The 20,764-nt window shown below is 60.1% G+C and carries 17 protein-coding genes and 1 pseudogene; 3 read left to right on the top strand and 15 right to left on the bottom strand.

The window, feature by feature from the left end; translation table 11 throughout:
* Window positions 1-75 precede the first annotated feature (75 nt).
* The 6 genes from ACYVM5_RS17830 to holA form a co-directional block, all read right to left on the bottom strand.
* On the bottom strand, window positions 76-774 hold the full coding sequence (locus ACYVM5_RS17830; protein WP_198068444.1) for a MotA/TolQ/ExbB proton channel family protein: 699 nt from the start codon (window positions 772-774) through the stop codon (window positions 76-78).
* 8 nt (window positions 775-782) lie between these two features.
* Entirely contained in the window at window positions 783-2,012 is a 1,230-nt protein-coding gene (locus ACYVM5_RS17825) for an HU domain-containing protein (RefSeq protein WP_460619445.1), read from the bottom strand.
* A gap of 152 nt (window positions 2,013-2,164) precedes the next feature.
* Window positions 2,165-3,967 carry a TonB-dependent receptor gene (locus ACYVM5_RS17820; RefSeq protein ID WP_460619444.1) on the bottom strand — a complete coding sequence of 601 codons (1,803 nt, stop codon included), beginning with the start codon at window positions 3,965-3,967 and terminating at the stop codon, window positions 2,165-2,167.
* Window positions 3,968-4,002: 35 nt separating this feature from the next.
* Window positions 4,003-7,263 carry a tetratricopeptide repeat protein gene (locus ACYVM5_RS17815; RefSeq protein WP_460619443.1) on the bottom strand — a complete coding sequence of 1,087 codons (3,261 nt, stop codon included), beginning with the start codon at window positions 7,261-7,263 and terminating at the stop codon, window positions 4,003-4,005.
* A gap of 243 nt (window positions 7,264-7,506) precedes the next feature.
* Complete coding sequence (locus ACYVM5_RS17810) at window positions 7,507-7,710, bottom strand: hypothetical protein (protein ID WP_460619442.1); 204 nt, start codon at window positions 7,708-7,710, stop codon at window positions 7,507-7,509.
* Between the two features lie 57 nt (window positions 7,711-7,767).
* Window positions 7,768-8,829 carry a DNA polymerase III subunit delta gene (holA, locus tag ACYVM5_RS17805; RefSeq protein ID WP_460619441.1) on the bottom strand — a complete coding sequence of 354 codons (1,062 nt, stop codon included), beginning with the start codon at window positions 8,827-8,829 and terminating at the stop codon, window positions 7,768-7,770.
* Between the two features lie 159 nt (window positions 8,830-8,988).
* Here holA and tyrS point away from each other — a divergent pair, with 159 nt between their 5' ends.
* Window positions 8,989-10,299, top strand: a complete 1,311-nt coding sequence (gene tyrS / locus ACYVM5_RS17800; RefSeq protein ID WP_460619440.1) for a tyrosine--tRNA ligase — start codon at window positions 8,989-8,991, stop codon at window positions 10,297-10,299.
* 231 nt (window positions 10,300-10,530) lie between these two features.
* On the opposite strand, the pseudogene ACYVM5_RS17795 reads toward tyrS, so the two are convergent.
* Window positions 10,531-10,701, bottom strand: a pseudogene (locus ACYVM5_RS17795) (histone H1); the annotation flags it as partial.
* Window positions 10,702-10,953: 252 nt separating this feature from the next.
* Window positions 10,954-12,201: an aminotransferase class I/II-fold pyridoxal phosphate-dependent enzyme gene (locus ACYVM5_RS17790; RefSeq protein ID WP_460619439.1), complete on the bottom strand. Its 1,248-nt coding sequence runs from the start codon at window positions 12,199-12,201 to the stop codon at window positions 10,954-10,956.
* 279 nt (window positions 12,202-12,480) lie between these two features.
* Between ACYVM5_RS17790 and accC the strand changes: the two genes are divergently transcribed.
* Entirely contained in the window at window positions 12,481-13,992 is a 1,512-nt protein-coding gene (gene accC, locus ACYVM5_RS17785; RefSeq protein WP_460619438.1) for an acetyl-CoA carboxylase biotin carboxylase subunit, read from the top strand.
* Window positions 13,993-14,105: 113 nt separating this feature from the next.
* Here the strand turns inward: accC and ACYVM5_RS17780 are convergent, their stop codons facing one another.
* The 3 genes from ACYVM5_RS17780 to parS all read right to left on the bottom strand — a co-directional run bounded on the left by ACYVM5_RS17780 (window position 14,106) and on the right by parS (window position 15,878).
* Window positions 14,106-14,894: a bestrophin-like domain gene (locus tag ACYVM5_RS17780; protein ID WP_460619437.1), complete on the bottom strand. Its 789-nt coding sequence runs from the start codon at window positions 14,892-14,894 to the stop codon at window positions 14,106-14,108.
* A gap of 73 nt (window positions 14,895-14,967) precedes the next feature.
* Window positions 14,968-15,426, bottom strand: coding sequence for an RES family NAD+ phosphorylase (locus ACYVM5_RS17775; RefSeq protein WP_460619436.1), 459 nt, complete (start codon window positions 15,424-15,426; stop codon window positions 14,968-14,970).
* An 8-nt stretch (window positions 15,427-15,434) separates the two neighbouring features.
* On the bottom strand, window positions 15,435-15,878 hold the full coding sequence (gene parS, locus ACYVM5_RS17770; protein WP_460619434.1) for a type II RES/Xre toxin-antitoxin system antitoxin: 444 nt from the start codon (window positions 15,876-15,878) through the stop codon (window positions 15,435-15,437).
* Window positions 15,879-16,081: 203 nt separating this feature from the next.
* On the opposite strand from parS, the gene ACYVM5_RS17765 reads away from it, so the two are divergent.
* A complete protein-coding gene (locus tag ACYVM5_RS17765) occupies window positions 16,082-16,504 on the top strand; it encodes a secondary thiamine-phosphate synthase enzyme YjbQ (protein ID WP_460619433.1) in 423 nt (140 codons plus the stop codon).
* A 67-nt stretch (window positions 16,505-16,571) separates the two neighbouring features.
* Here the strand turns inward: ACYVM5_RS17765 and bshB1 are convergent, their stop codons facing one another.
* The 4 genes from bshB1 to ACYVM5_RS17745 all read right to left on the bottom strand — a co-directional run bounded on the left by bshB1 (window position 16,572) and on the right by ACYVM5_RS17745 (window position 20,704).
* Window positions 16,572-17,291 (bottom strand): bacillithiol biosynthesis deacetylase BshB1, encoded by a 720-nt coding sequence (bshB1, locus tag ACYVM5_RS17760; RefSeq protein ID WP_460619432.1) that lies wholly within the window; start codon window positions 17,289-17,291, stop codon window positions 16,572-16,574.
* A gap of 161 nt (window positions 17,292-17,452) precedes the next feature.
* Complete coding sequence (locus ACYVM5_RS17755; RefSeq protein ID WP_460619431.1) at window positions 17,453-18,565, bottom strand: peptidoglycan DD-metalloendopeptidase family protein; 1,113 nt, start codon at window positions 18,563-18,565, stop codon at window positions 17,453-17,455.
* A gap of 157 nt (window positions 18,566-18,722) precedes the next feature.
* Entirely contained in the window at window positions 18,723-19,658 is a 936-nt protein-coding gene (trxB, locus tag ACYVM5_RS17750; RefSeq protein ID WP_460619430.1) for an NAD(P)/FAD-dependent oxidoreductase, read from the bottom strand.
* A 182-nt stretch (window positions 19,659-19,840) separates the two neighbouring features.
* Window positions 19,841-20,704 (bottom strand): sigma-70 family RNA polymerase sigma factor, encoded by an 864-nt coding sequence (locus ACYVM5_RS17745; protein WP_035566352.1) that lies wholly within the window; start codon window positions 20,702-20,704, stop codon window positions 19,841-19,843.
* Window positions 20,705-20,764: the final 60 nt, after the last annotated feature.

Genomic DNA, 20,764 nt, shown 5'->3' with positions numbered 1-20,764 from the left:
GGAATGAAGAATGAGGAATTCAGAACAGCCGCGATGGCCAATTCTTCATCACTCATTCTTCATTCCTCATTGTAATTAATTGTCCTGCAGAATGTCCATGAACTCAATGGCCGAGTTTTCCATGCGGAATACCATGCGCTCGACCAGAATACTCAGCCAGTGGTAGCCAACGTGGGCAATGATGCCGACGATAAGACCCGTGGCCGACGTTACCAGCTTGACGTACAGGCCATCGGCCACCTGCGGGATACCAAACTCTTTGGTAGCAGCGATGGAATAGAAAATCTTGATAACCCCGATGATGGTACCCACGAAGCCAATCATGGGCGCAATGCCGGCGATGATGCCCAGGATGCTGATGTTTTTTTCGAGGCGGGCGATTTCAATCTTGCCCACGTTTTCTACGCTGGTTTCGATTTCCTTGAGCGGGAGACCGATGCGGCGCAGGCCTTTTTCTACCATGCGGGCCAATGGCGAGGCGTTCTGGGCGCAGTAAAGCTTGGCCCCGGCCAAGTCGCCCTTCACCATGAGCGAACGGATGCCGGCCATGAACGCATCGGGGTTGCCGGCGGCCCGGCGGATGGTGAAGTAGCGCTCGATGATGATGTAGACCGAGAGAAGTGACAGGGCTACCAGCGGAATCATGATAAACCCGCCGCGCAGCAGCAGGTCGATGACGGGGACACTGGTATCGGCAATGGGAGCGGCAGCGGCGGCGGCAGTATTAACAGTATCGGCAGCGACGGGCGTCACTTGCAGGAGGAATACGGACATGCGGACGGTTAAAATTTCAAGGTATTGTAGTCACAGTGCGTGCTGATGCGCAGGCGCTGGGCTTCGCGTTGGGCCGAGGCCAGGTCGGGGTAGTCGGCCGCGGTGAGGCGGAACAGCCGGCTGCCGAAAGGCGGCAGGATGATGTGCGACGCGTGCCCGCTTTTGGCCAGCAGCTTGCGGCCCTGCTCGGCACCGGCCAGGCTGCGGTAGGCCCCGGCAATGACGTAGAAACGCCCGGTACGGCTTTTAATTGTGACGGTGCTGGCTGTAATGGCCGCGGCTTTGGCCCGTGTGGAGGCTGCGGCTGGCACTACCGGTGCGGCAACCGCAGCTACCGGAGCACTACTGGCAGTTGCTTTGGGTGCGGCCGGTACGGCTTCAGTTACTGCCGGCGCAGCGATGATTGCAGCTTTCGGGGCTTCCTTTTTAAGCGGCAGACTGGCCAGTGCGCCGCTGTCGCTCACCATTTCCGGCACGGGCTGCGCAGTGGCATTTTCCACTGGCGTCATGCCTTCTGCAGGGCTGGCGCTACTGTTGGCCGCGGTGCTGTAATCCTGCTGGCTCAGCGTGGCCTGTTGCGGTTCGGTGATAATTGGGGCCACGATGCCGGGTTGGCGCTGTGCCCACTCCCACCGCGGCATGGCAGCCTGCCAGCTCACGGGCAGGTAGCCAGCCTTGAGCGCCACTTGGTAGTTGGCGAGCAGCAACAGGCCGGCAGCAACAGCAATGATGCTCGCCGGCAGCAGGCGCGCCAGCGTAGTACGACGGGCACCACCGCTCCGCAGGATGGGTTGCGCGCTTTTAACGCGAGCATCGGCCACGCGCACGGGGCGGGCGGCCAGTTCCGGCAGCCCAAAGGCGGCCGCCAGCAAATTATCAGTGCCGGTGTATTCGAAAGACAAGCCCCGGCCGGCGGCGCGGCGGAAGATGCCAATGCCTGGCAGTTCGGTGCGGTTGGTTTCGTCGAGTTCCTGCTGCAGGCCGGCCACGGCGGTGCGCACGGCTTCGCGGGCCTGCGCGATGGACAGGCCCAGGTGCTGGCTGAGGGCGTCGACCAAGAGGCCGTCGTTGCGGGTCAGGGCCTGGTTGAAGGCCACTAGTTTGGTGGGCGGGCTCAACGCCTGACGGCCGGGCTGCGCACGGGCCGGCGACACATCGGCCACCAATCCCCCGAAGTCCGGAATAATCACGCAGTCGTGGTCACGGAGCAAGGGGCGAATGTGGTCGGCGAGGTGCATATGCAGGACTTGGGAATTCTGAAACGTGGGAACCCGGCCTTGGCGAGCATTGAGGAAATTGGATATCCGGAATCAGCAGCACCAACCCGAGGCTGGTTGGCTTCAATGCCTAACATCCAAGTTCCCAAGACTCTAAGAGCCCAAGTTCCTTATCAAAACGTGTAAGTAGCCCCGCCCAATACGTTAATACCTTTCACGGGATATCCGTAGAAACGCTGGTATTGCCGATTGGCGAGGTTATTACCTATTGCAAAGATGGATATTTTTGGCGTAATGCGGTAATCGGCGCGCAGATTCAGGTCGATAATCGGGTCGGTTGCTCGATAGAAATCAGCTACCCGCGCAGCCCCCACGGCGGTGGCCGGCCGGTAGCTGATGCCGTAGCTGGCCGCGAAGAAGTAGCCTTCCACGCCCACCATCAGCTTGTCGAAAACGTTGTAGGTACCGAATACCGAGCCCTGAAATTCGGGGCGGTGAAACGGCAGCGGCAGGTTTTTGAGGGCGTACTTATTGTAGTCGACCCGGGTACCGAGGCGGAATTTCTCGGCCGCGTTATACAGTAATTCGCCGTGAATATTCAGCACGCCGGTGGCGTTCTGGTCATACACGAGGTCGAACTTTGTGGGGTCGATGGGATTGTTGAGGTAGAAGTACAGATTGCGGTCGCGGGCGTAGGTGGCCTTCACGTTGAACTCTAAACCCCGGGCAGGCGTGGAGGTGAAGCCGGCGTAAACCGTGGGCCCGCGGTGGGTGTCGGCCACGTTCAGGCCGCGGTTTAGCCAGGGATTTTCGGTGCTGAGGTCATAGCGGGTCACGCGCTGCAGGGCACCGCCCAGACCGGCGTACACCATGAATTTTTCTGGCTCAATGGTGTAGCCCAGGCGCACGGCCGGGTACACCACGCCTTTGCTCACGTTGGTCGTCGTATCGGACGAATAGCCCAGCGTGGCACCCACCGAGAAGGCGATGTTGTTGCGCAGAAACTCATACGCTGGCGTGGCCTGCACGAAGGTGCGCGTGCGGCTGGTTTGCAGCGGGCTGGGCGTTTTGAGGGAAGGGGCCGCCTGGTCCTTATCCGAGATAAAGGAGGCATCGGCCGCCACCGTAATGCGGCTGGATTCGCCCAGTGCATACCCGACTTTGGCATTCAGGCGCACGTCGTTTTCCGAGGCGGCGAAATTATCGGCCCAGTAGCGGTAGCCGATGCCGGCATCATAGGTCAGCTGCTGCTCGGGGTCGCGGTTGTGGGCGTAGGCTTTAACGGCGAATCGATTGAAGGTCTGCTTTATATCTCCGGACTCGGGCGCTACTACCGGGCTGCCGTTGGCAGCTTTCTCATAACCGTAGAAATTGTAGCGCTCGCGGCCAAAATCCAGTGTAGCCCCGAAGGCTCCGGTGCCGCGATACAGCTCACCCATGAGGTGGGCGCTGGTTTCCGACATGCGGGAGTTCTTGCCGTCCACCGGGCCCTGAATAGAGCTTACGTGTTTGATATCCAACCCATAGGCATGGTCGGTATTGCGGGTGCTGTGGAAATAGCCGCGCCCGTAAAACGTGCCGTAGTTCCCAATGGCGGCCTTCACGAAGTTGCCGGTGAGCGGCGTGGGCTCCTCGGCCCGGATGGTGAGCACCTTCACCGAGGGCGTAAGGCGGTCGGCGGGCAGGCGAAAATCGGGGAAGGTGTAAGCCACTTTGCGCTCTACTTTGGGCGGGGCCGGCAGCTTGATTTTATCGAAATTGCGGGTGGCTTCGGGCAACTGGTTCACCCGCTCTTTCACAATCTCAATCTCAGCCTCCTCAATGCTGCCTTTGTACTTGCCCTTGGTGGGCTGGGCCTGCGCGGTGGCCGCAGGCGCTACGCCGCTTACCAACACCGCGGCCAGAGCCAAGCCAGTGGCCAGCCTGGGGCCAGCGTGGTTAGTAGAACGGCTTTTATTTATCGTCAAACGCTTCATCAGCAACAGGTTTTCTTTGAAAAATCGCGCCGTTCCTAGCGCTGAGTGGTGTCGGCCGGGGCCGTGGTGGTGCCGCGCAGGTTGGTGCGCGGGGCCGGGGCTTTGCCTTTGGTGGGCGCGGTGGTGGGCTTGGCCGGAGTGCCGGCGGGGGCCGCCGGCGCTTTGGTCGGGGCCGGGGTTTTAGCCGGCGTTTTGCTGGGCGTCTTCACCGGCGCTTTGGTGGGCGGCGCGGTTTCCTCGGGCTGGTCGGCTCCCAGCGTTTTGAGGCGCTGCTTGGCAGTTTCCAGTATTTCCGGCACCGGGAAGTTGTTGTCGATAAGTGAGTTCAGCGTGCCGCGTGCCTGGAAGTTGTCGCCTTCGGAGGCGTAGATGTCAGCAATCAGCAGAAAAGCCCGGCCCAGCCACAGCGAGTAGCTGCTGAAATCCGAGTTTAGTTTCAACGCCGCGGCTTTGGCCTCCTCGTTCTTTTTCTGCTTGAACAGCGTTTCAGCCAGGTAATACTGGGCTTCGGCCCCGTTGATGTCGTTGGGCGCGGCCGTGACGGCGGTGGCCAGCTCGGTAGCGGCTTGGTCGTAGTTTTCGGCCCGCAGGCTGGCTTTGCCTAAATAGAGCAAAGCGGCGTTGGTGGCGTTGGCAGTGGCGCCGGCCTGGGCGCGCAGCTCTTCGGCCACGCGGCGGGTGCCGGGGTAATCGCCGCTCTCGTACAGGCTGCGCATCTGGCCGAGGGTGGCGTTGGCCACTTCGCGGCGGTTGGTGCTGGCTCCGCGCAGGCGCTCGTAGAGTTTGGCGGCTTCGACGTAATTATTGTTCTCGAACTCGAGGTCAGCGAGGCGGCCCACGGCGCGGTTCACAAACTCGCTTTTACCCTCAGTTACCACGGCACGCAGGCGGGTCAGGCCCTGCTGCTTGTCGCCGGTTTTTAGGTACGAGTCAGCCAGGAAGAACCGGGCATCGGCACCCAGAGCAGACTCCGGGTATTGCTTCAAGTAAGACTCCAGACGCAGAATAGCAGGCTGGTATTTCTCAGCCAGATACAACGACTTAGCTGCTTCGAATTCCACGCTCTCGGTAGCCTTGCTATCAGGGTTCTGAGCTTTGAAAGAAGCCAGCGCCGCATCAAATTCCTCGGTGCGGCCCAGGGCCGTGAGGCTTTCCTGCAGGTTATAAAGCGCCTGCGAAGCGGCTTCGCTGCGGGGATAAACGGTGAGTACCTGCTGGAAGTCGGCCACGGCTTTGTCCTGCTGCTCCAGGTTGGCGTAGGCCACGCCGCGCTTCTGCAGCGCCTGCGGAATCAGCGGGCTATTGGGGCGGCCTTCAATCAGGCGCGTGAAGCCCGTGACGGCCGGCTGATATTCGCCGGCCTCGAACGAAAGCTGCGCCTGCTGAAATACGGCATCCTCGGCGTAGCGCGAATTGGGACTGGCTTTGAGTAGGGCGGCCAGCGTGCTGGTGGCTTCCTCGCGGCGGCCCATCAGGCCCAGCGTGCGGCCCTTTTGGTAGTAGGCGTAGTCTTTGTCGGCCGCGTTGGCCTTGATGACTTTGTCGTACTGGTCGAGGGCCTGCTGGTAATTTTTCGACACATAGTAGGTATCGCCCAGCCGCAGGGTGGCGTCGTAGTAGTTGGGGTCCGAGGGCTTGGCGTCGGTGTCGTTCAGGAAAGCGACGAATTGCGGCCGGGCCTTGTCGTACTGCTTGGTGTTGTAGTAGGCGTAGCCCAGGCCGTAACGCGCTTTCTGCTCAAAGTCAGCCTCTTCGGGGCTCACGCCGCCCTGCCGGGCCGAGCGGGCCGCCGCCGCATACGCCGTTATGGCGTCCGGGTATTGCTGGCCCACGCTGAAAATCTCGCCCCGCAGCACCTGTGCCGCCGCCCGCAGCCCGTCGTCGGACGGAAATTTCAGCGACTTATCCAGCAGCGGCAGCGCCTGAGCGTAGCTGCCGTTGTTGTACAGCAACGCAGCCTGCGAATACGCTACGCGCTGGTAGGTCGCGTCCAGCTTTTCGCTGCGGTCGTCGATGCCTTCGAGGTAGGTTATGGCCTGGTTATAATCAGTTGAAGCCAGGAAACTGTTGCCCAACAAGTCGTCAACGATGGGCTGGTTTTTCGAGCGGGGAAATTTCTTGCGGAAGTCGCGCAGCACGTTGATGACCTCGGGCAGATTGCCCAACTCGTACTGCACCTGGCCCAGCTTGAGGGTGGAGTTTTCGGCAATGGCTTTGTCGAAGGTGCTTTGGCGGGCGGCCTCGAAGGCCGTGACGGCCTGAGGCTTCTGGTTGGCCTGCACGTAGCTCAGGCCGAGGTGGTAGGCGGCGTTCTGGCCCAGCGAATCGCGGCGCACGGCCACGTTTTTCAGGTTGGCGATGGCTCCCTTGAAGTCGCCCATCTTGTAATTGGCGAAACCAATCTTATACTGCAACGCCGGTTCAATCCGGTTCTGATGCACGGCGGCGTACTTGTCGAAGTACTCAGCGGCCTCTTTGTACTGCTGCTTCTGATAATAAGCATCGCCCACCAGCAACTGAATTTCGTCGGAGTTCTGGGGTGGCGGCGTGTTTTGCAGCGCCTTGGTGGCGTAGCCAATCAGGCCGTCGTAGTTGCCTTCCTTGTAGTAAATCTGGGTGACGATGGCGGGCACCACCGGCTTGTAGGCGTCGTTCTGCTCGGCCACGCCGAGGTCGGCGCGGGCGGCGGCGTAGTCGCCGGCGCGGTAGCCCAGGTAGCCGGCGTAGTACGAGCTGGCGTACTTGTACTGGCTCTGCACCTGCTTGTTGCGGTCGAACAGGAGGCGGGCTTTTTCGTAGTCTTTCTGCTCGAAATAGCTGTAGCCCAGCTTAAAATCGGATTCGGCGCGCTGGTCGTTGCTGAGGTTATCGGGCGCTACTTTGGTGAAGTAACGAATGGCCTGCTCGTAGTTTTTCTGGTCGAAATAGAACTTGCCGAGCTCGAAATAAGCCGCTGCAGCCTGCGGGTGGGCCGGGTGCTTGGCGGCGAAATCCAGAATCAGGCCCTCGGCATCGGGATGCGAGAGGTAAAGGCCGCTCACGGCGTAGTAGTACTCGGCATCGGCGGTGCGGTCGCCGGCGGCGGGGCCAGCCTGGCTGCTGTGTACCGGCTCGATGGCCAGATACTGCCGAAAGGCCTCCTGCGCCGCGCCGTACTGGCCGCGGTCAAACAACTCCAACCCTTCCTGAAAGTGCCGCTCATCGGAGGCAAAAACCTGGGTTTGCTGGGCCTGGGCTGCCATGGGTGCCGCGGCACTCAAAGTGGCGGCCAGCGCCAGCCGGGGAAATAGCTTCATGTAAATACCTGTCGTGGAGGGGCCGCACCGGGCCCGGGAACTCGCCAAAAGTAGCGATAAATGCCCGTAGGTTGCCCAGCCAACGCAGAAATGCGGGTTTCATTGCCAGCAGCAGGACACCGGCTTGGGTCGCATTTCCGCTAGCACTGGATAAATAAGCAGTGATTCGCCCCAAAGCGGGCAGAAAAAAGCCCCGTCAGCAGTTGCTAGCGGGGCTTTTCTATTGGTCCGGAATCATTCCGGCTATTGTTTGGGCGTAATGCTCGGCAGGTTCAGGTTGCCGTTTTTGTAGCGCTTGTACAGGTAGGCCGCGCCGGCCGCCAGCAAAGCCCCTTTTACCAGGCTGCCGCCGGTCGAACCAGCCGCGCGGGTACCGTCTTCGTTTTTGCGGCCGCCAAACAGGCCGGAAATCAGGCCCCCGAGGGTGCCGCTTGGAGTATCGCTCATGAGTGAAATCAGTTTAAGGTGAAATACCCTCCTGTTACGAGCGTAATCCGGCCGATGTTACTCCAGCACCCCGGCCGGTACGTTGTGCAGAATCAGCCACACCAACTCTCTTAGAATCTCGGCGTCGTCCATCGAGCCGCTTTCGATGCCTTTGCTCTGGGCATCGGCCCTTCGGATGTTGTGGATGAGGCCCACCACACGCTCGGGCGGGTACACGCGCATGGCCTGCTGGTATTCCTTCTGCGCAAAGCTGTTCATAATGCCCAGGCTCTTGAACACGCCATCCGGCGGGTTGGGGCCGGCTTGGTGCAGCACCAGCAGTTTGGTGAAGAAGTTGAACAGCAGCGTCAGGTTCGGGATGAGCGGGTTGGCCTTGGGGTTGGCGGCGAAGTAGGCCAGAATGCGGTTGGCCTTGAGCACGTCGCGCTGCACCAGCGCCTTTTGCAACTCGAAAATGTTGTAGTCCTTGCTGATGCCCACCAGCCGCTGCACCAGCTCCTCATCGATGGGCTGGCCGGGCTTGAGGTTCAGCACCAGTTTGTCGACTTCATTGGCCAGCCGGCCCAAATCGGCCCCGATGTACTCGGCCAGCATGGCCGTGGCCTGCCCGGTAATTTGCTGGCCGCGGCTGCGCACGTTGGCCGTGAGCCACTGTGGCACCTGGTTGTCGTAGAGCTTCTTGCTGGTCATCAGCACGGCCGGCGAGTCTTTCCCGCCTAGCAGCTTGCCCAGCTTCTTGCGCGAGTCCAGCGTTTTGTGCTTGTAGCAAAACACCAATACAGTGCTGGGGAGCGGGTTTTTCAGGTAAGCCTCCAGAAAAGGCCAGCTCCGCTCCTGCTCCAAATCGGCCACCGTCTGGGCTTCTTTCACGATGACAACCGAACGCTCCGCCATCATCGGAAACCGCTTGGCCTGGCCCAGAATGGCCGTCACGTCCACGTCCTTTCCATACACCACCACCTGGTTGAAGCTGCGCTCGTGCTCGGCCAGGGCGGTTTTTTCAATCAAATCCGCCACCACGTCGATGTAGTACGGCTCCTCGCCCTGCAAAAAATACACGGGCTGGAACTGCCGCTGCTGGAGCTGCTTAAGAATCGCGTCGGCTTCGAGAATGGGCACAGCGGGAGGGCTAGATTATTTTGAAACGGCGGGGCAGAGCGCCCCCGCCGCAAAATTAGGGCTTGCCTGTGCCCGCCCCTACCTTTGCGCCTCTTTATTATCGGCGGCGGACCGGGGGCTTAATTTCCCCGCAGCCCGCGCCCCAGTACCTAAGTACGTATGTCCCTGATTGAAGAACTGACGTGGCGCGGCATGTACCACGATTCCATGCCCGGCACCGCCGAACACCTCGCCACCAACGCGCCCATCACCGGCTACATCGGGTTCGACCCCACGGCGGCCTCGCTGCACATCGGCAACCTGGCCACCATTATGCTGCTGGTCCACTTGCAGCGCGCCGGCCACCGCCCCGTAGCCCTCGTGGGCGGTGCCACCGGCATGATTGGCGACCCCAGCGGCAAATCCGCTGAGCGCAACCTGCTCGACGAAGCGACCCTGCGCCACAACCAGGCCGGCATTCAGGCCCAGCTGGAAAAATTCCTGGACTTCTCCGAAGGCCCCACCGGCGCGCTGGTGGTGAACAATTACGACTGGTTCAAGGAAATCGGCTTCTTGGGCTTCCTGCGCGAAGTAGGCAAGCACCTCACCGTAAACTACATGATGGCCAAGGATTCGGTGAAGCGCCGCATCGGCGGCGAGGAAGGCAATGATAGCAGCGGCATCAGCTACACCGAATTCAGCTACCAGCTGCTGCAGGGCTACGACTTTGTGCACCTCAACAAAATGCTGAACTGCACCCTGCAAATGGGCGCCAGCGACCAGTGGGGCAACATTACAACCGGTACCGAGCTCATCCGCCGCCTCGCCAACGCCGAAGACCGCGAAGCCAAAGCCTACGCCCTCACCGGCCAGCTCATCACCAAAGCCGACGGCACCAAGTACGGCAAGTCCGAAACCGGCACCGTCTGGCTCGACCCTGCCCTCACCTCGCCCTACCAGTTCTACCAGTTCTTCCTCAACTCGGCCGATGCCGACGCCCCGCGCCTCATCCGCGTGTTCACGCTGTTGAGCAAGGAGGAAATCGAAGCCATCGAAGCCGAACACACCGCCGCCCCGCACCTGCGCATCCTGCAGAAAGCTTTGGCGACCGACGTAACTACCCGCGTGCATTCCGCCGAAGCCACCGAAGCCGCCATTGCGGCCTCCCAGGTCCTCTTCGGCGGTGGCGACCTTGCTACTCTGGACGAGGCCACGCTACTCGACGTTTTCGCCGGCGTGCCGCACCTGCGCGTGCTCCGCGACGAGATGACCGAACTTAATGCCACCACGTTCCTCAGCGATTTCACGCTGCACCAAATCTTCCCCTCCAAAGGCGAAGCCCGCAAAATGATTCAGGCTGGCGGCGTTAGCATCAACCGCGAAAAGGTGACCTCGCCCGATGCGCCGGTAGCCGCGCTCCAGCACCTGGCCGGCAAATACCTGGTGGTGCAGAAGGGCAAGAAGAACTACTTCCTGGTAGAGCTTGTGTAAACGCCCCCTTGTGCCAAGGAAAACCGAAGCACGAGCCCACACGGCTGACCACAAAAAAAGGCCCCACCAATTGGCGGGGCCTTTTTTTGTCCACAGAATCCGAAGAATCCGTGGTCAGGATTACTTCTTAGCAGCGGGCTTCTTAGCGGCCGGAGCAGCTTTAGCAGCCGGAGCCTTCTTGGCGGCAGCCGGAGCAGCTTTCTTAGCAGCAGCGGGAGCAGCGGCAGCACCAGCGTTTTTGGTGTTCTGCACTTCGGTGCGGAACGCCTGGGCCATCGTTTTCAGCTCCTGCATGCCTTTGCGCACGCGGGTGCCGGCAGCAGCGTTCTGCTTGTCGTAGAATTTCGAGAAGTCATCTTCGAGCGACATCACGAGGTCCTTCAGTTTACCAAAATTGTTCATTGGAAGTTGGGGTTGGGGGTGAAAAATGAGTTTGTGGTGGTGTTAAGCCGGCCCTAATATACAGGGATTTCAAATGCAAGCAAGTTTTTCACTTTTTTTTAAAAACCCCTCTCCGGCTTTCAGAGGCAGATTTCGCCAAAAAAAAGGCCGTTTGCGCAAAGTACGCAAACGGCCAACCCATTAGAATAGTCCAAAAACAAAAACGCGGGCCGCCTTCTCAGGCAGCCCGCGTCGGCACTTGGCAAGGCAGTTTTAAACCGCCTCCGGAATCGCAGTTGTGCGGCTGTAGAGGCCCTTTTTGAGCTTATCGGCCACGGCTTCAAACGCCACAATCGTTTCCTCTACATCGGCCAGCGTGTGGGCGGCCGTGGGGATGATGCGCAGCATAATCACGCCCTTGGGCACTACCGGATACACCACAATAGAGCAGAAAATACCGTGATTTTCACGCAAATCCAGCGTTATCTGGGTTGCATCGGGGATTTCGCCCTCCAGCAGCACGGGCGTTACCGGCGAGGTTGTGGTGCCCAGATTGAAGCCTTTTTCGCGCAGGCCGCTCTGCATGGCCCGCACAATCGTCCAGAGGTTTTCCTTGAGTTGCGGCTGGGTGCGCAGCAACTCCAACCGCTTTAGCGCGCCCACTACGAGGGGCATGGGCAGCGATTTGGCGAAAATCTGGCTGCGCATGTTGTAACGCAAATAGTCAATTACGCTTTCGGGCCCGGCTACGAATGCGCCGATGCTCGCCATGCTCTTAGCAAAGGTCGAAAAATAAAGGTCGATGCCGTCCTGCACGCCCTGTTCTTCGCCCGTTCCGGCCCCGGTGGCGCCCATCGTGCCAAAGCCATGAGCATCGTCAACGAACAGGCGGAAGTTGAATTTATCCTTCAGCGCCACCACGCCGCGCAGGTCGCCCTGGTTGCCCGACATGCCGAACACGCCCTCGGTAATAACAAGGATGCCGCCGCCGGTTTCGTCGGTCAGGCGCTTGGCGCGCTCCAACTGCTTTTCCAAGCTGGCCATGTTGTTGTGGGTGTACACGAAACGCTTGCCGGCGTGCAGGCGCACCCCGTCGATGATGCAGGCGTGCGACTCGGCGTCGTACACAATGGCGTCGTGCCGGCTCACCAGCGCATCAATGATGGACACCACGCCCTGGTAGCCGAAGTTGAGCAGCGTGGCGGTGGGCTTCATTACCATCTCGGCCAGCTCGTCTTCCAGCTGCTCGTGCAGGGTCGAGTTGCCGCTCATCATGCGCGCGCCCATGGGCAGGGCCATGCCGTACTCGGCAGCCGCGTCGGCGTCGGCCTTGCGCACCTCGGGGTGGTTGGCCAGGCCGAGGTAGTTGTTCAGGCTCCAGGTGAGCACTTCTTTGCCCCGGAAAGTCATGCGGGGCTTGATTTCGCCTTCCAGCTTGGGGAAGGTAAAGTAGCCGTGCGCATAATTCGAATGCGAACCCAGAGGCCCGCGGTTGGCCGAAACCCGGTCAAAAATATCCACTGAAAAAACGGAAATAGGGTGAGAAAAGGCGGAGAAACAACCGCTTTGGGAATTGCTATTGGTTGCACAACCCAAAACAGGGCTATCCACAAAGGTAGCCACCGCGCCGCGGATGTGCATAATTTGGGCTTAACAACCGGGTAATGGCCACAGGGTTTGCCGATGGGCTGCGGTTTCGCAGTTTCTTTGTGGGCGCATTCTGCTCCTATCCGTCAGGAACGCCTGGCTGCGCGTAGCGCGGCAGGACTTTCCTGACGGATTCGTTCCTCACTCCCACCCATGAAAAAAATCACCAAGCTACTCGTCGCCAACCGGGGCGAAATTGCGTTGCGCGTCCTGCGCTCCGCCAAGGAAATGGGCATTGCCACCGTGGCCATCTACTCCGAAGCCGACCGCAACGCCCTGCACGTGCGCTACGCCGACGAAGCCGTGTGCGTGGGCCCGCCCGCTTCCAAAGACAGCTACCTGCGCGGCGACAAGATTCTCGAAGTCTGCAAACAACTGGGTGTCGATGCCATCCATCCCGGCTACGGCTTCCTTTCGGAGAATGCCGGCTTTGCCCGCGCCGTGCGCGAGGCCGGGCTGATTTTCGTGGGCCCCAGCCCCGAGGCGATGGAAATCATGGGCGACAAGCTTTCGGCCAAGCAGGCGGTGCAGGCCTACAATATCCCGCTGGTGCCGGGCACGGCCGAGGCCATTTCGGACGTAGCCGCCGCCAAGCAGATTGCGCAGGAAGTGGGCTTTCCCATTCTGATTAAAGCCTCGGCCGGCGGCGGCGGCAAGGGCATGCGCATCGTGAACGGAGCCGACGAGTTTGAGGAACAGATGCAGCTGGCCATTAATGAGGCTGTTTCAGCCTTTGGCGATGGCGCGGTGTTCATTGAGAAGTTCGTGACCGGGCCGCGCCACATCGAAATCCAGGTGCTGGGCGACGAGCACGGCCACATCGTGCACCTGTTTGAGCGCGAGTGCAGCATTCAGCGCCGCCACCAGAAGGTAATTGAGGAAGCGCCCTCCTCAGTGCTCACGCCCGAATTGCGCGCCCAGATGGGCCAGTGCGCCGTGGACGTGGCCCGCGCCTGCGACTACACCGGCGCCGGGACCGTGGAATTCCTGCTCGACGACAAGCACAACTTCTACTTCCTGGAAATGAACACCCGCCTCCAGGTAGAGCACCCCGTGACAGAGCAAATCACGGGACTCGACCTGGTGAAGGAGCAAATCAAAGTAGCCCAGGGCGAGCCCCTTGCCTTCTCGCAGGCCGACCTCACCATCACCGGCCACGCCCTGGAGCTGCGCGTGTACGCCGAAGACCCGCAAAACAACTTCCTGCCCGACATCGGAAACCTGAGTACCTACGTGCGCCCCCAGGGCCCCGGCGTGCGTGTGGACGACGGTTTCGAGCAGGGCATGGACATTCCGATTTATTACGACCCGATGATTGCCAAGCTGGTCACCTTCGGGGCCGACCGCGCCGAGGCCATTGCCCGCATGCTGCGCGCCATCGAGGAGTATCAAATCACGGGCATTGAAACCACGCTGGGCTTCGGCCGCTACGTGCTGACGCACCCCGCCTTCGTGAGCGGCAACTTCGACACGAATTTCATCCGCGACCATTTCACGCCCACCACCCTCGCCCCCGCCGCGCCGGACGAGGCCACGGCTAAAATAGCCGCCGCGCTGGGCGCGATGCTGCTTAGCGATAAAAAAACCAAAGCGGCAGCCGCAACGGGCGAAACGGCCGGCGCAGAGGTTTCGGGCTGGCGGCGGAACCGGCTGGGCGTGCGGTAAGGTAGTCATCGTAAAAAAGGAAGCCTGGCTGAAATAGTCAGGCTTCCTTTTTTAGCTTACCTCTTCGGCGAGTTATCGCCACGCGATTAACCGGCTATGAGCCTGACATCAGGCTAGTACTGGCCAACCTGCATCATCCTCAGCACATCGGCCAGAGGTTCCTGGCTGATTAAAAAGCCGTGTTGGGCGGTGGCATCCATCGCGGCAATCATGGTGATGACGAGGGCAAACGCGGCCGCCAGCACGGGCATGCCCACCAGCCGCCGGTGGCTAAACATGCCGGTCTGGTAGCCCACGCTAAGCATGCTCATCGCGGAAAGCAAGTTTAGCACCAGCCATATTCGGCCCGGAATGTGGTAGCCCAGGGCAACGGTTTTGCGAGCGGTATGCACGTTTATCAATTCGCTCAGCGAGTTGATGAAGAGGCTGCGTATTTCCGAATCCATATTTTCCGGCACCAGCGACGCGGCTTGTTGCCACATTAGTTGCTGGAGTTCGTTGGTCCGGGGTTCTCGTTTTTTTGCCACGGCCAGCGAAGTGATGCCCAGGCGCAGGGCCACGTATTCGGGAAATAGCTTTTGCAGAGCCTGTCGCTGCTTTTCGGGGAGCAGGCGGCTATACTGGTAAGCCGTTCGAATCCGGTTGGCGTCTTCAATCACCAGCTCGCGGCGGGCATCGAACCGGGAGGCCGTCATGGCAAACGTGAAGGCGAGCAGGAAGGCCAGCAAACCCAGCACGGCCCCCACCACGGCGGTCACCGGCGGCTCGGGCTCGCGCAAGCCGCGCCGAATCAGGAGTCGGCCCAGACGAAAACCAGCCTCGTTAGCGCCCAACGAAACCCCGATTACCAGCAGGAACAATAGCCACGAGGGCAGGGCTGAGATAAAGACGGCAGTATCCATAACTCGTACATACGAGCATAGCAGTATTCAGGAACATCACAAGCCCTCAATACCCAACTGTTATTCGGACGGGTTAGTCAACGCTGGCTTTGATGCGCGGGTCAAACTCAAAATCTTCCCAGCCGATAATCTTCACCTGCGCAAAGTCTGGATGGCGGGTGTTGAGCACATAGTTGTGCTCGTGGGCAATGATGGAGGACGGCACCCGCAGAATGGCGGCCGTTTGGCGCTGGTACCAGGCGGCACCAAGAGGCTGGCAGCGGGCGTAGTGGCGTGGCAGTTGCCACTCGGGCGGCATCTGGTCCAACGTCAGCTCTTCGATGGGCAGGACGTCGGGCACGTCGATGCGGATGACCCGGAAGAGGCTGTTGAGGCCTTCGCCGCTGCGGTGCACCACGTTTTCGAGGCAGGCCAGGGCGCGGCTGCCGGCGGCGTAGATAACCAATTGGCCGCGGAGATTCCAGCGGCCGGGGTTGCCGGAGGCAACTAATTCACCGGCGTATTTGGCCAGGCAAATGCGGTAGATTTCCACTCGAGGTCTTAGGCTAGGTCGCCGTGGGCGATGCGGTCAACTTCGTCGGCCACCAGGTCGATGCCGCCGCTGGTTTCGAGCAAGGCCAGCGGTGCTTGGTTGTCAAGGCCGTAAGCGGGCTTGTCGAGCCAGCGGCGGAAAGCCGGGAGCGCACCGAATACTTCCTCACCCTGACGGGCGAGGGCCAGTAGCTTGAGAATTTGTTCGCTGGCCGCGGGGCCGAGGCGCTTTTTGCCTTCGCGGTAGGCACGCAGCGTTTTGGTGGTGGTGTGTAGGAGGTTGGCCAGCTCGTCGGCACTCAGCTTGAGCAGAGCGGCCACGTCGAAGGCCGTTTTGGCGGGCACGCCGTTGCGGGCCTCCATCACGAGGGCGAAGGAATCGGCCACGGTGGCTTGCAAGCCCCGCAGGGCGGGCGAATACACGGCGGCGGGAGGCGTGGCGAGAGCAGTCATGGGATAGTGAAGTTGATTCTTACCCAAAGATGGGAAATATTTCCCTGACAACGGGGAAATATTTCCTTTGGTTTCATTGGTCCGGTCGTAGCGGGGGCCATCCCCGCCCGCCGAAGACGACGCGGCCCGGACGCAACTATTCACCCCTTCACGCCTACTGGTGGGCTCACGCTCCGTATGCCTATCGTATTTTATGCTTCTATTTGATGGTTTTTCAGAAACAGTTGCAGTTACCAGCCATGCGCCGGGGCTTCCACCTCATCACCGAATATGTGTTACAAGGGCTGCCCGAGCTGGCGCGGGTACGGGCCGGCCTGCTGCACGTGTTCATTCAGCACACCTCGGCCAGCCTTTGCATCAACGAAAATGCTGACCCCACGGTGCGGCACGATTTCGAGCAGTTTTTCAACCGCGCGGCGCCCGAAAACGCGCCCTACTTCCGCCACAACTCCGAGGGCCCCGACGACATGCCCGCCCACCTGAAAGCGGCAATGCTGGGCAGCAGCGTCAGCATCCCGGTCACGAACGGGCGGCTGGCACTGGGCACCTGGCAGGGCATCTACCTGGGCGAGCACCGCGACCACGGCGGCCAGCGGACGCTGGTAATTACGCTGCTGGGCGAATGAGGGAGCAGGCTAGCAGCCAGACGGAGCCGCTGACCAATGCAGCGCTGCTTGGTGAGCCTGAGCAACGCTACAGCAAATCCCCTACCTCGCGTACGCCCACCGGCCGCGCCACCGTGAAGCCCTCCCCAAACTCGACCCCGATGATGTGGCCGAACTCCCGCGCCCGCGCTTCCATAAACCGGCCAAACGCCTGGCTGGAGAGGTACGTTTGTGGCGCGTCCAAATCAGGATTAAAGAATTGGGTTTTGAAGGCCTGAATGGCCTCCCATTTCTTCTCCCAATACGGCGTGATGTCGACCACGAAAGCGGGCGGCAGCTGCCGGTCCTGAATGTAGTGATACACGTTTTTGGGCCGCCAGGCTTCCTGCGGCAGGCCGTCGTCGCCAATGGTTTCAATCATGCGCAGCCCGGCCAGAAAACAGGCATCAATGGCCAGCTGGGCGGCGCGGCCGTGGTCGGGATGCCGGTCGTCAATGGCATTGGCCAGCACCACCTCGGGCTGGTAGCGCCGAATGGCGGCAATGAGGGGCAGCTGGTGCTCCCGGTCGTTGCGAAAGAAGCCGTCGGCCATGCCCAGGTTCTCGCGGATGTCAATGCCCAAGATTTTATTGGAAGCCGCCGCTTCGGCCGCCCGCGTGGCCGGGGTGCCGCGCGTGCCCAGTTCGCCCCGCGTGAAGTCAACAATTCCCACTTTCTTGCCAACCGCCATGCTGGCCAGCAGCGTACCAGTACAGGACATTTCTACGTCGTCGGGATGCGCGCCGAGGGCTAGGATATCGAGTTTCATTGCGGGAAAATTGAATGATATGGAAAAAAGAATGTCATGCTCATCTAGCGTCCGCGCAGCCGAAGCAGCTCTACTGCGAGAGTAAATGGTTACTTCCTTCGTGGACCTGCTTCGCCTGCGCGGACGCTAGATGAGCATGACGGACTATTGCGTTTCAGAGGTTACTTAATCCGCAGCTTTTTGCCCGGCTGCAAGGTGCGTACCCCCGGATTCAGCTTTTTCAGCGTGCTTACGCGCACACCGTAGCGCTCGGCTACTTCCGAGAGCGTATCGCCGGAGCGCACCTTGTGCGTCACCACCTGCCGGGCGCGCGAAGGCGAGCCACCGCGGCTGCCGCTGCTCCGGTGCCCCAGGGCCCGGCTGTAGTAGTTAAACAGTGCCGAGGTGATGGTGAAATTGTCCTTCCGCAGCTTGTAGCCGGGGAAATCATACATCAGCACCGGGTTGATGGGGTTGCCCTGGTAGCGCACCTCAAAGTGCAGGTGCGAGCCCGTGCTGCGCCCCGTGCTGCCGCCATAGCCGATGAGTTGGCCTGCTTTCACGAAGGTGCCCACGGTCACCAGTGCCTTGCTCAAGTGGCCATACACGGTTTCGAGACCGTTGTAGTGGCGCACCAGAATGTAGTTGCCGTAGCCGCCGCCGTCCCAAGCCTGAATGCGCACCACGCCGTCGAACACGGTTTTCACCGAGTCGCCGGTTTCCAAATCCAGGTCCATGCCGTAGTGCCAGCGGTAGCCCCGGAAGGCGAAGCCCGAAGTAATGGGCGTGGTCAGGAGCGGCATTTTGGCGTAGCGCTGCCGGGGCGGGTCGGTGAGGTGCAGCTTCAGCGAGTCGCGGTAGCTGCGGCCGTCCACGCGGTACGGGTTCACCCGGTGCGTATCCCAAATAGAATAGTAGCCCGCCACCTTCACCCACGACGAATCGATGAGCACCTCCTCCGACATTTCCACGATTTCCTGCCCGCCCTCGTTCAGCGTGGTGGTGTCTTCGCTCACGATGCTGAGCTTCTTGGCCGGGTTGAAATAGATGGATTTCGCGGCGTCGGAGTTGTCGTCGGGGATTTCCTCGGTTTCGATAACCGTGGTGGTGTCCGGCCGCACGTAGCGCATCCGGGGCGTTTTAATGCGAAAAAAGTCCGACTTGCCGGTTGTGCTGCCGGCTTTGGTCTTGGTGCGCGGAGCCTTGCGGCGCTGCGCCTGGGCCGGACTCAGCCCAACCAGCAGCCAGAGCAGCGCCAGCAAGAGCAGCGCCGGGCGCAAAGATGTTGTTTTCAAAAAAGTCAAAAGCAAATAGAATTAACAGTGGCCTTAACACATCATGCAGAGCGCAGCGAAGCATCTTTACCGCAATAGTAAACCCTTCCGATTGGATTACTATTGCGGTAAAGATGCTTCGCTACGCTCTGCATGACGTTCCAGTAAGTAACGACCTTTAGTGTATGCCCATGGCAGCCAAATACCGTTCCGCATCCAGCGCGGCCATGCAGCCGGTCCCGGCGGCCGTCACGGCCTGGCGGTAGGTGAAATCCTGCACATCGCCGCAGGCGAAAACACCGTCAATATTGGTTTTGCTGGTGCCGGGAATGGTTTTCAAATATCCCTGCTCGTCGTGGTGCAGGTAGGGCTGGAAAATCTTCGAGTTCGGCTCATGCCCGATGGCCACGAAGAAGCCCGTCAGCGGAATTTCGCGGGTTTCGTGGGTCAGCACGTTTTTCACGCGCACGCCTTCCACCGCGTGCTCGCCCAGAATCTCATCCGTCACCGTGTCGAACAGCACCTCAATCTTAGGGTTGTCGAGCACACGCTGCTGCATGATTTTCGAAGCCTTCATCTCGCTCTTGCGCACTATCATGGTCACCTTGCTGCACAGGTTGGCGAGGTAAGTCGCTTCCTCGGCGGCGGTATCACCCGCACCCACAATGGCCACTTCCTGCCCGCGATAGAAGAACCCGTCGCACACGGCGCAGGCCGAAACGCCCGAGCCGTTCAGCTTCGCTTCCGATGGAATGCCCAGCCACTTGGCCGAAGCCCCAGTGGCGATAATCACGGCATCGGCCGTGAGCTCGGTCGTTTCATCAATCGTGATTTTGCGCGGATGCACCGAGAAATCCACCGCCGTGGCAATGCCGTAACGGATATCCGTCCCGAAGCGAGTGGCCTGCTTTTTTAGGTCCTCCATCATCTCCGGCCCCATAATTCCGTCCGGGTAGCCGGGAAAATTCTCCACGTCGTTGGTAATCGTCAACTGGCCACCGGGCTGCAGACCCATGTACATAACCGGGGCCATATTGGCGCGGGCCGCGTAGATAGCAGCAGTATAACCAGCCGGGCCAGAGCCGATAATCAGGCATTTGATGTGTTCAGACATTTCGAAATTGTAGCGCGAAGCCCTGCTTCGCGTATCGTTGAACGAAGAATAATAGAACGGTGGCTACTGGCGCCAATGCACAGCAAAGGCTGCGCCACAGATAGACGCCAACCAGCGCAAAACCGTACAAAAAACCCCAACCTTACAGCCGGGGTTTTTGCAACAACAAAACTAAGCAGAAGTTAGCCCAGGTAAGGCTTCAGCGCCTTCGAGCGCGACGTGTGCCGCAGACGACGAATGGCCTTTTCCTTAATCTGACGCACCCGCTCGCGGGTCAGGTTAAATTTCTCGCCGATTTCTTCCAGCGTGAGGGCGGCTTCGCCATTTAGCCCGAAATAAAGCGTAATCACGTCGGCTTCGCGCTTAGTGAGCGTGCTCAGAGCGCGCTGCACCTCCTTGCGGAGCGAGTCATTCATCAGGGCCATGTCCGGCGACTCCTCGTCCTCGTTTTCGAGCACGTCGAGCAGACGGTTTTCTTCGCCCTGCACAAACGGAGCATCCACCGACACGTGACGGCCGCTGATTTTCAGCGTATCCACCACTTCCGAAGTGGTCAGTTCCAGCACTTCGGCAATTTCCTCGGGCGAAGGCTCGCGCTCAAATTTCTGCTCCAGTTCCGAGAAGGATTTGCTGATTTTGTTCAGCGAACCTACCCGGTTCAGGGGCAAACGCACAATGCGGCTCTGCTCAGCCAGGGCTTGCAGAATCGACTGGCGAATCCACCAAACGGCGTACGAGATGAATTTAAAACCGCGGGTTTCGTCAAAGCGCTTGGCGGCTTTGATAAGACCAAGGTTGCCTTCGTTAATGAGGTCACCGAGGCTAAGACCCTGGTTCTGATACTGTTTTGCTACCGACACTACGAAACGCAGGTTAGCTTTGGTCAATTTTTCCAGCGCCTGCTGGTCCCCGTCGCGGATGCGCTGCGCAAGCGTCACCTCCTCGTCGGGCGTGAGCAAATCAACCTTGCCAATCTCCTGGAGATATTTGTCCAGCGACTGGCTTTCGCGGTTGGTAATCTGCTTACTAATTTTTAGCTGTCTCATTGGGGGACTAGGTAAGAACGATATCTGATGGGGTTATACGAAAGAAAAAGCCGTCCGGAC

It is taken from the genome of Hymenobacter ruber, from assembly GCF_054783255.1.
Note: the sequence above shows the minus strand (reverse complement) of the source record. Positions and strands in the feature narration are given on the sequence as shown.

Excerpts from the sequence above, each read along its gene's own strand:
- ACYVM5_RS17830 (WP_198068444.1), bottom strand. The coding sequence starts at position 774 with ATGTCCGTATTCCTCCTGCAAGTGACGCCCGTCGCTGCCGATACTGTT.
- ACYVM5_RS17825 (WP_460619445.1), bottom strand. The coding sequence starts at position 2,012 with ATGCACCTCGCCGACCACATTCGCCCCTTGCTCCGTGACCACGACTGC.
- ACYVM5_RS17820 (WP_460619444.1), bottom strand. The coding sequence starts at position 3,967 with ATGAAGCGTTTGACGATAAATAAAAGCCGTTCTACTAACCACGCTGGC.
- ACYVM5_RS17815 (WP_460619443.1), bottom strand. The coding sequence starts at position 7,263 with ATGAAGCTATTTCCCCGGCTGGCGCTGGCCGCCACTTTGAGTGCCGCG.
- ACYVM5_RS17810 (WP_460619442.1), bottom strand. The coding sequence starts at position 7,710 with ATGAGCGATACTCCAAGCGGCACCCTCGGGGGCCTGATTTCCGGCCTG.
- tyrS (WP_460619440.1), top strand. The coding sequence starts at position 8,989 with ATGTCCCTGATTGAAGAACTGACGTGGCGCGGCATGTACCACGATTCC.
- accC (WP_460619438.1), top strand. The coding sequence starts at position 12,481 with ATGAAAAAAATCACCAAGCTACTCGTCGCCAACCGGGGCGAAATTGCG.
- ACYVM5_RS17780 (WP_460619437.1), bottom strand. The coding sequence starts at position 14,894 with ATGGATACTGCCGTCTTTATCTCAGCCCTGCCCTCGTGGCTATTGTTC.
- parS (WP_460619434.1), bottom strand. The coding sequence starts at position 15,878 with ATGACTGCTCTCGCCACGCCTCCCGCCGCCGTGTATTCGCCCGCCCTG.
- bshB1 (WP_460619432.1), bottom strand. The coding sequence starts at position 17,291 with ATGAAACTCGATATCCTAGCCCTCGGCGCGCATCCCGACGACGTAGAA.
- trxB (WP_460619430.1), bottom strand. The coding sequence starts at position 19,658 with ATGTCTGAACACATCAAATGCCTGATTATCGGCTCTGGCCCGGCTGGT.
- ACYVM5_RS17745 (WP_035566352.1), bottom strand. The coding sequence starts at position 20,704 with ATGAGACAGCTAAAAATTAGTAAGCAGATTACCAACCGCGAAAGCCAG.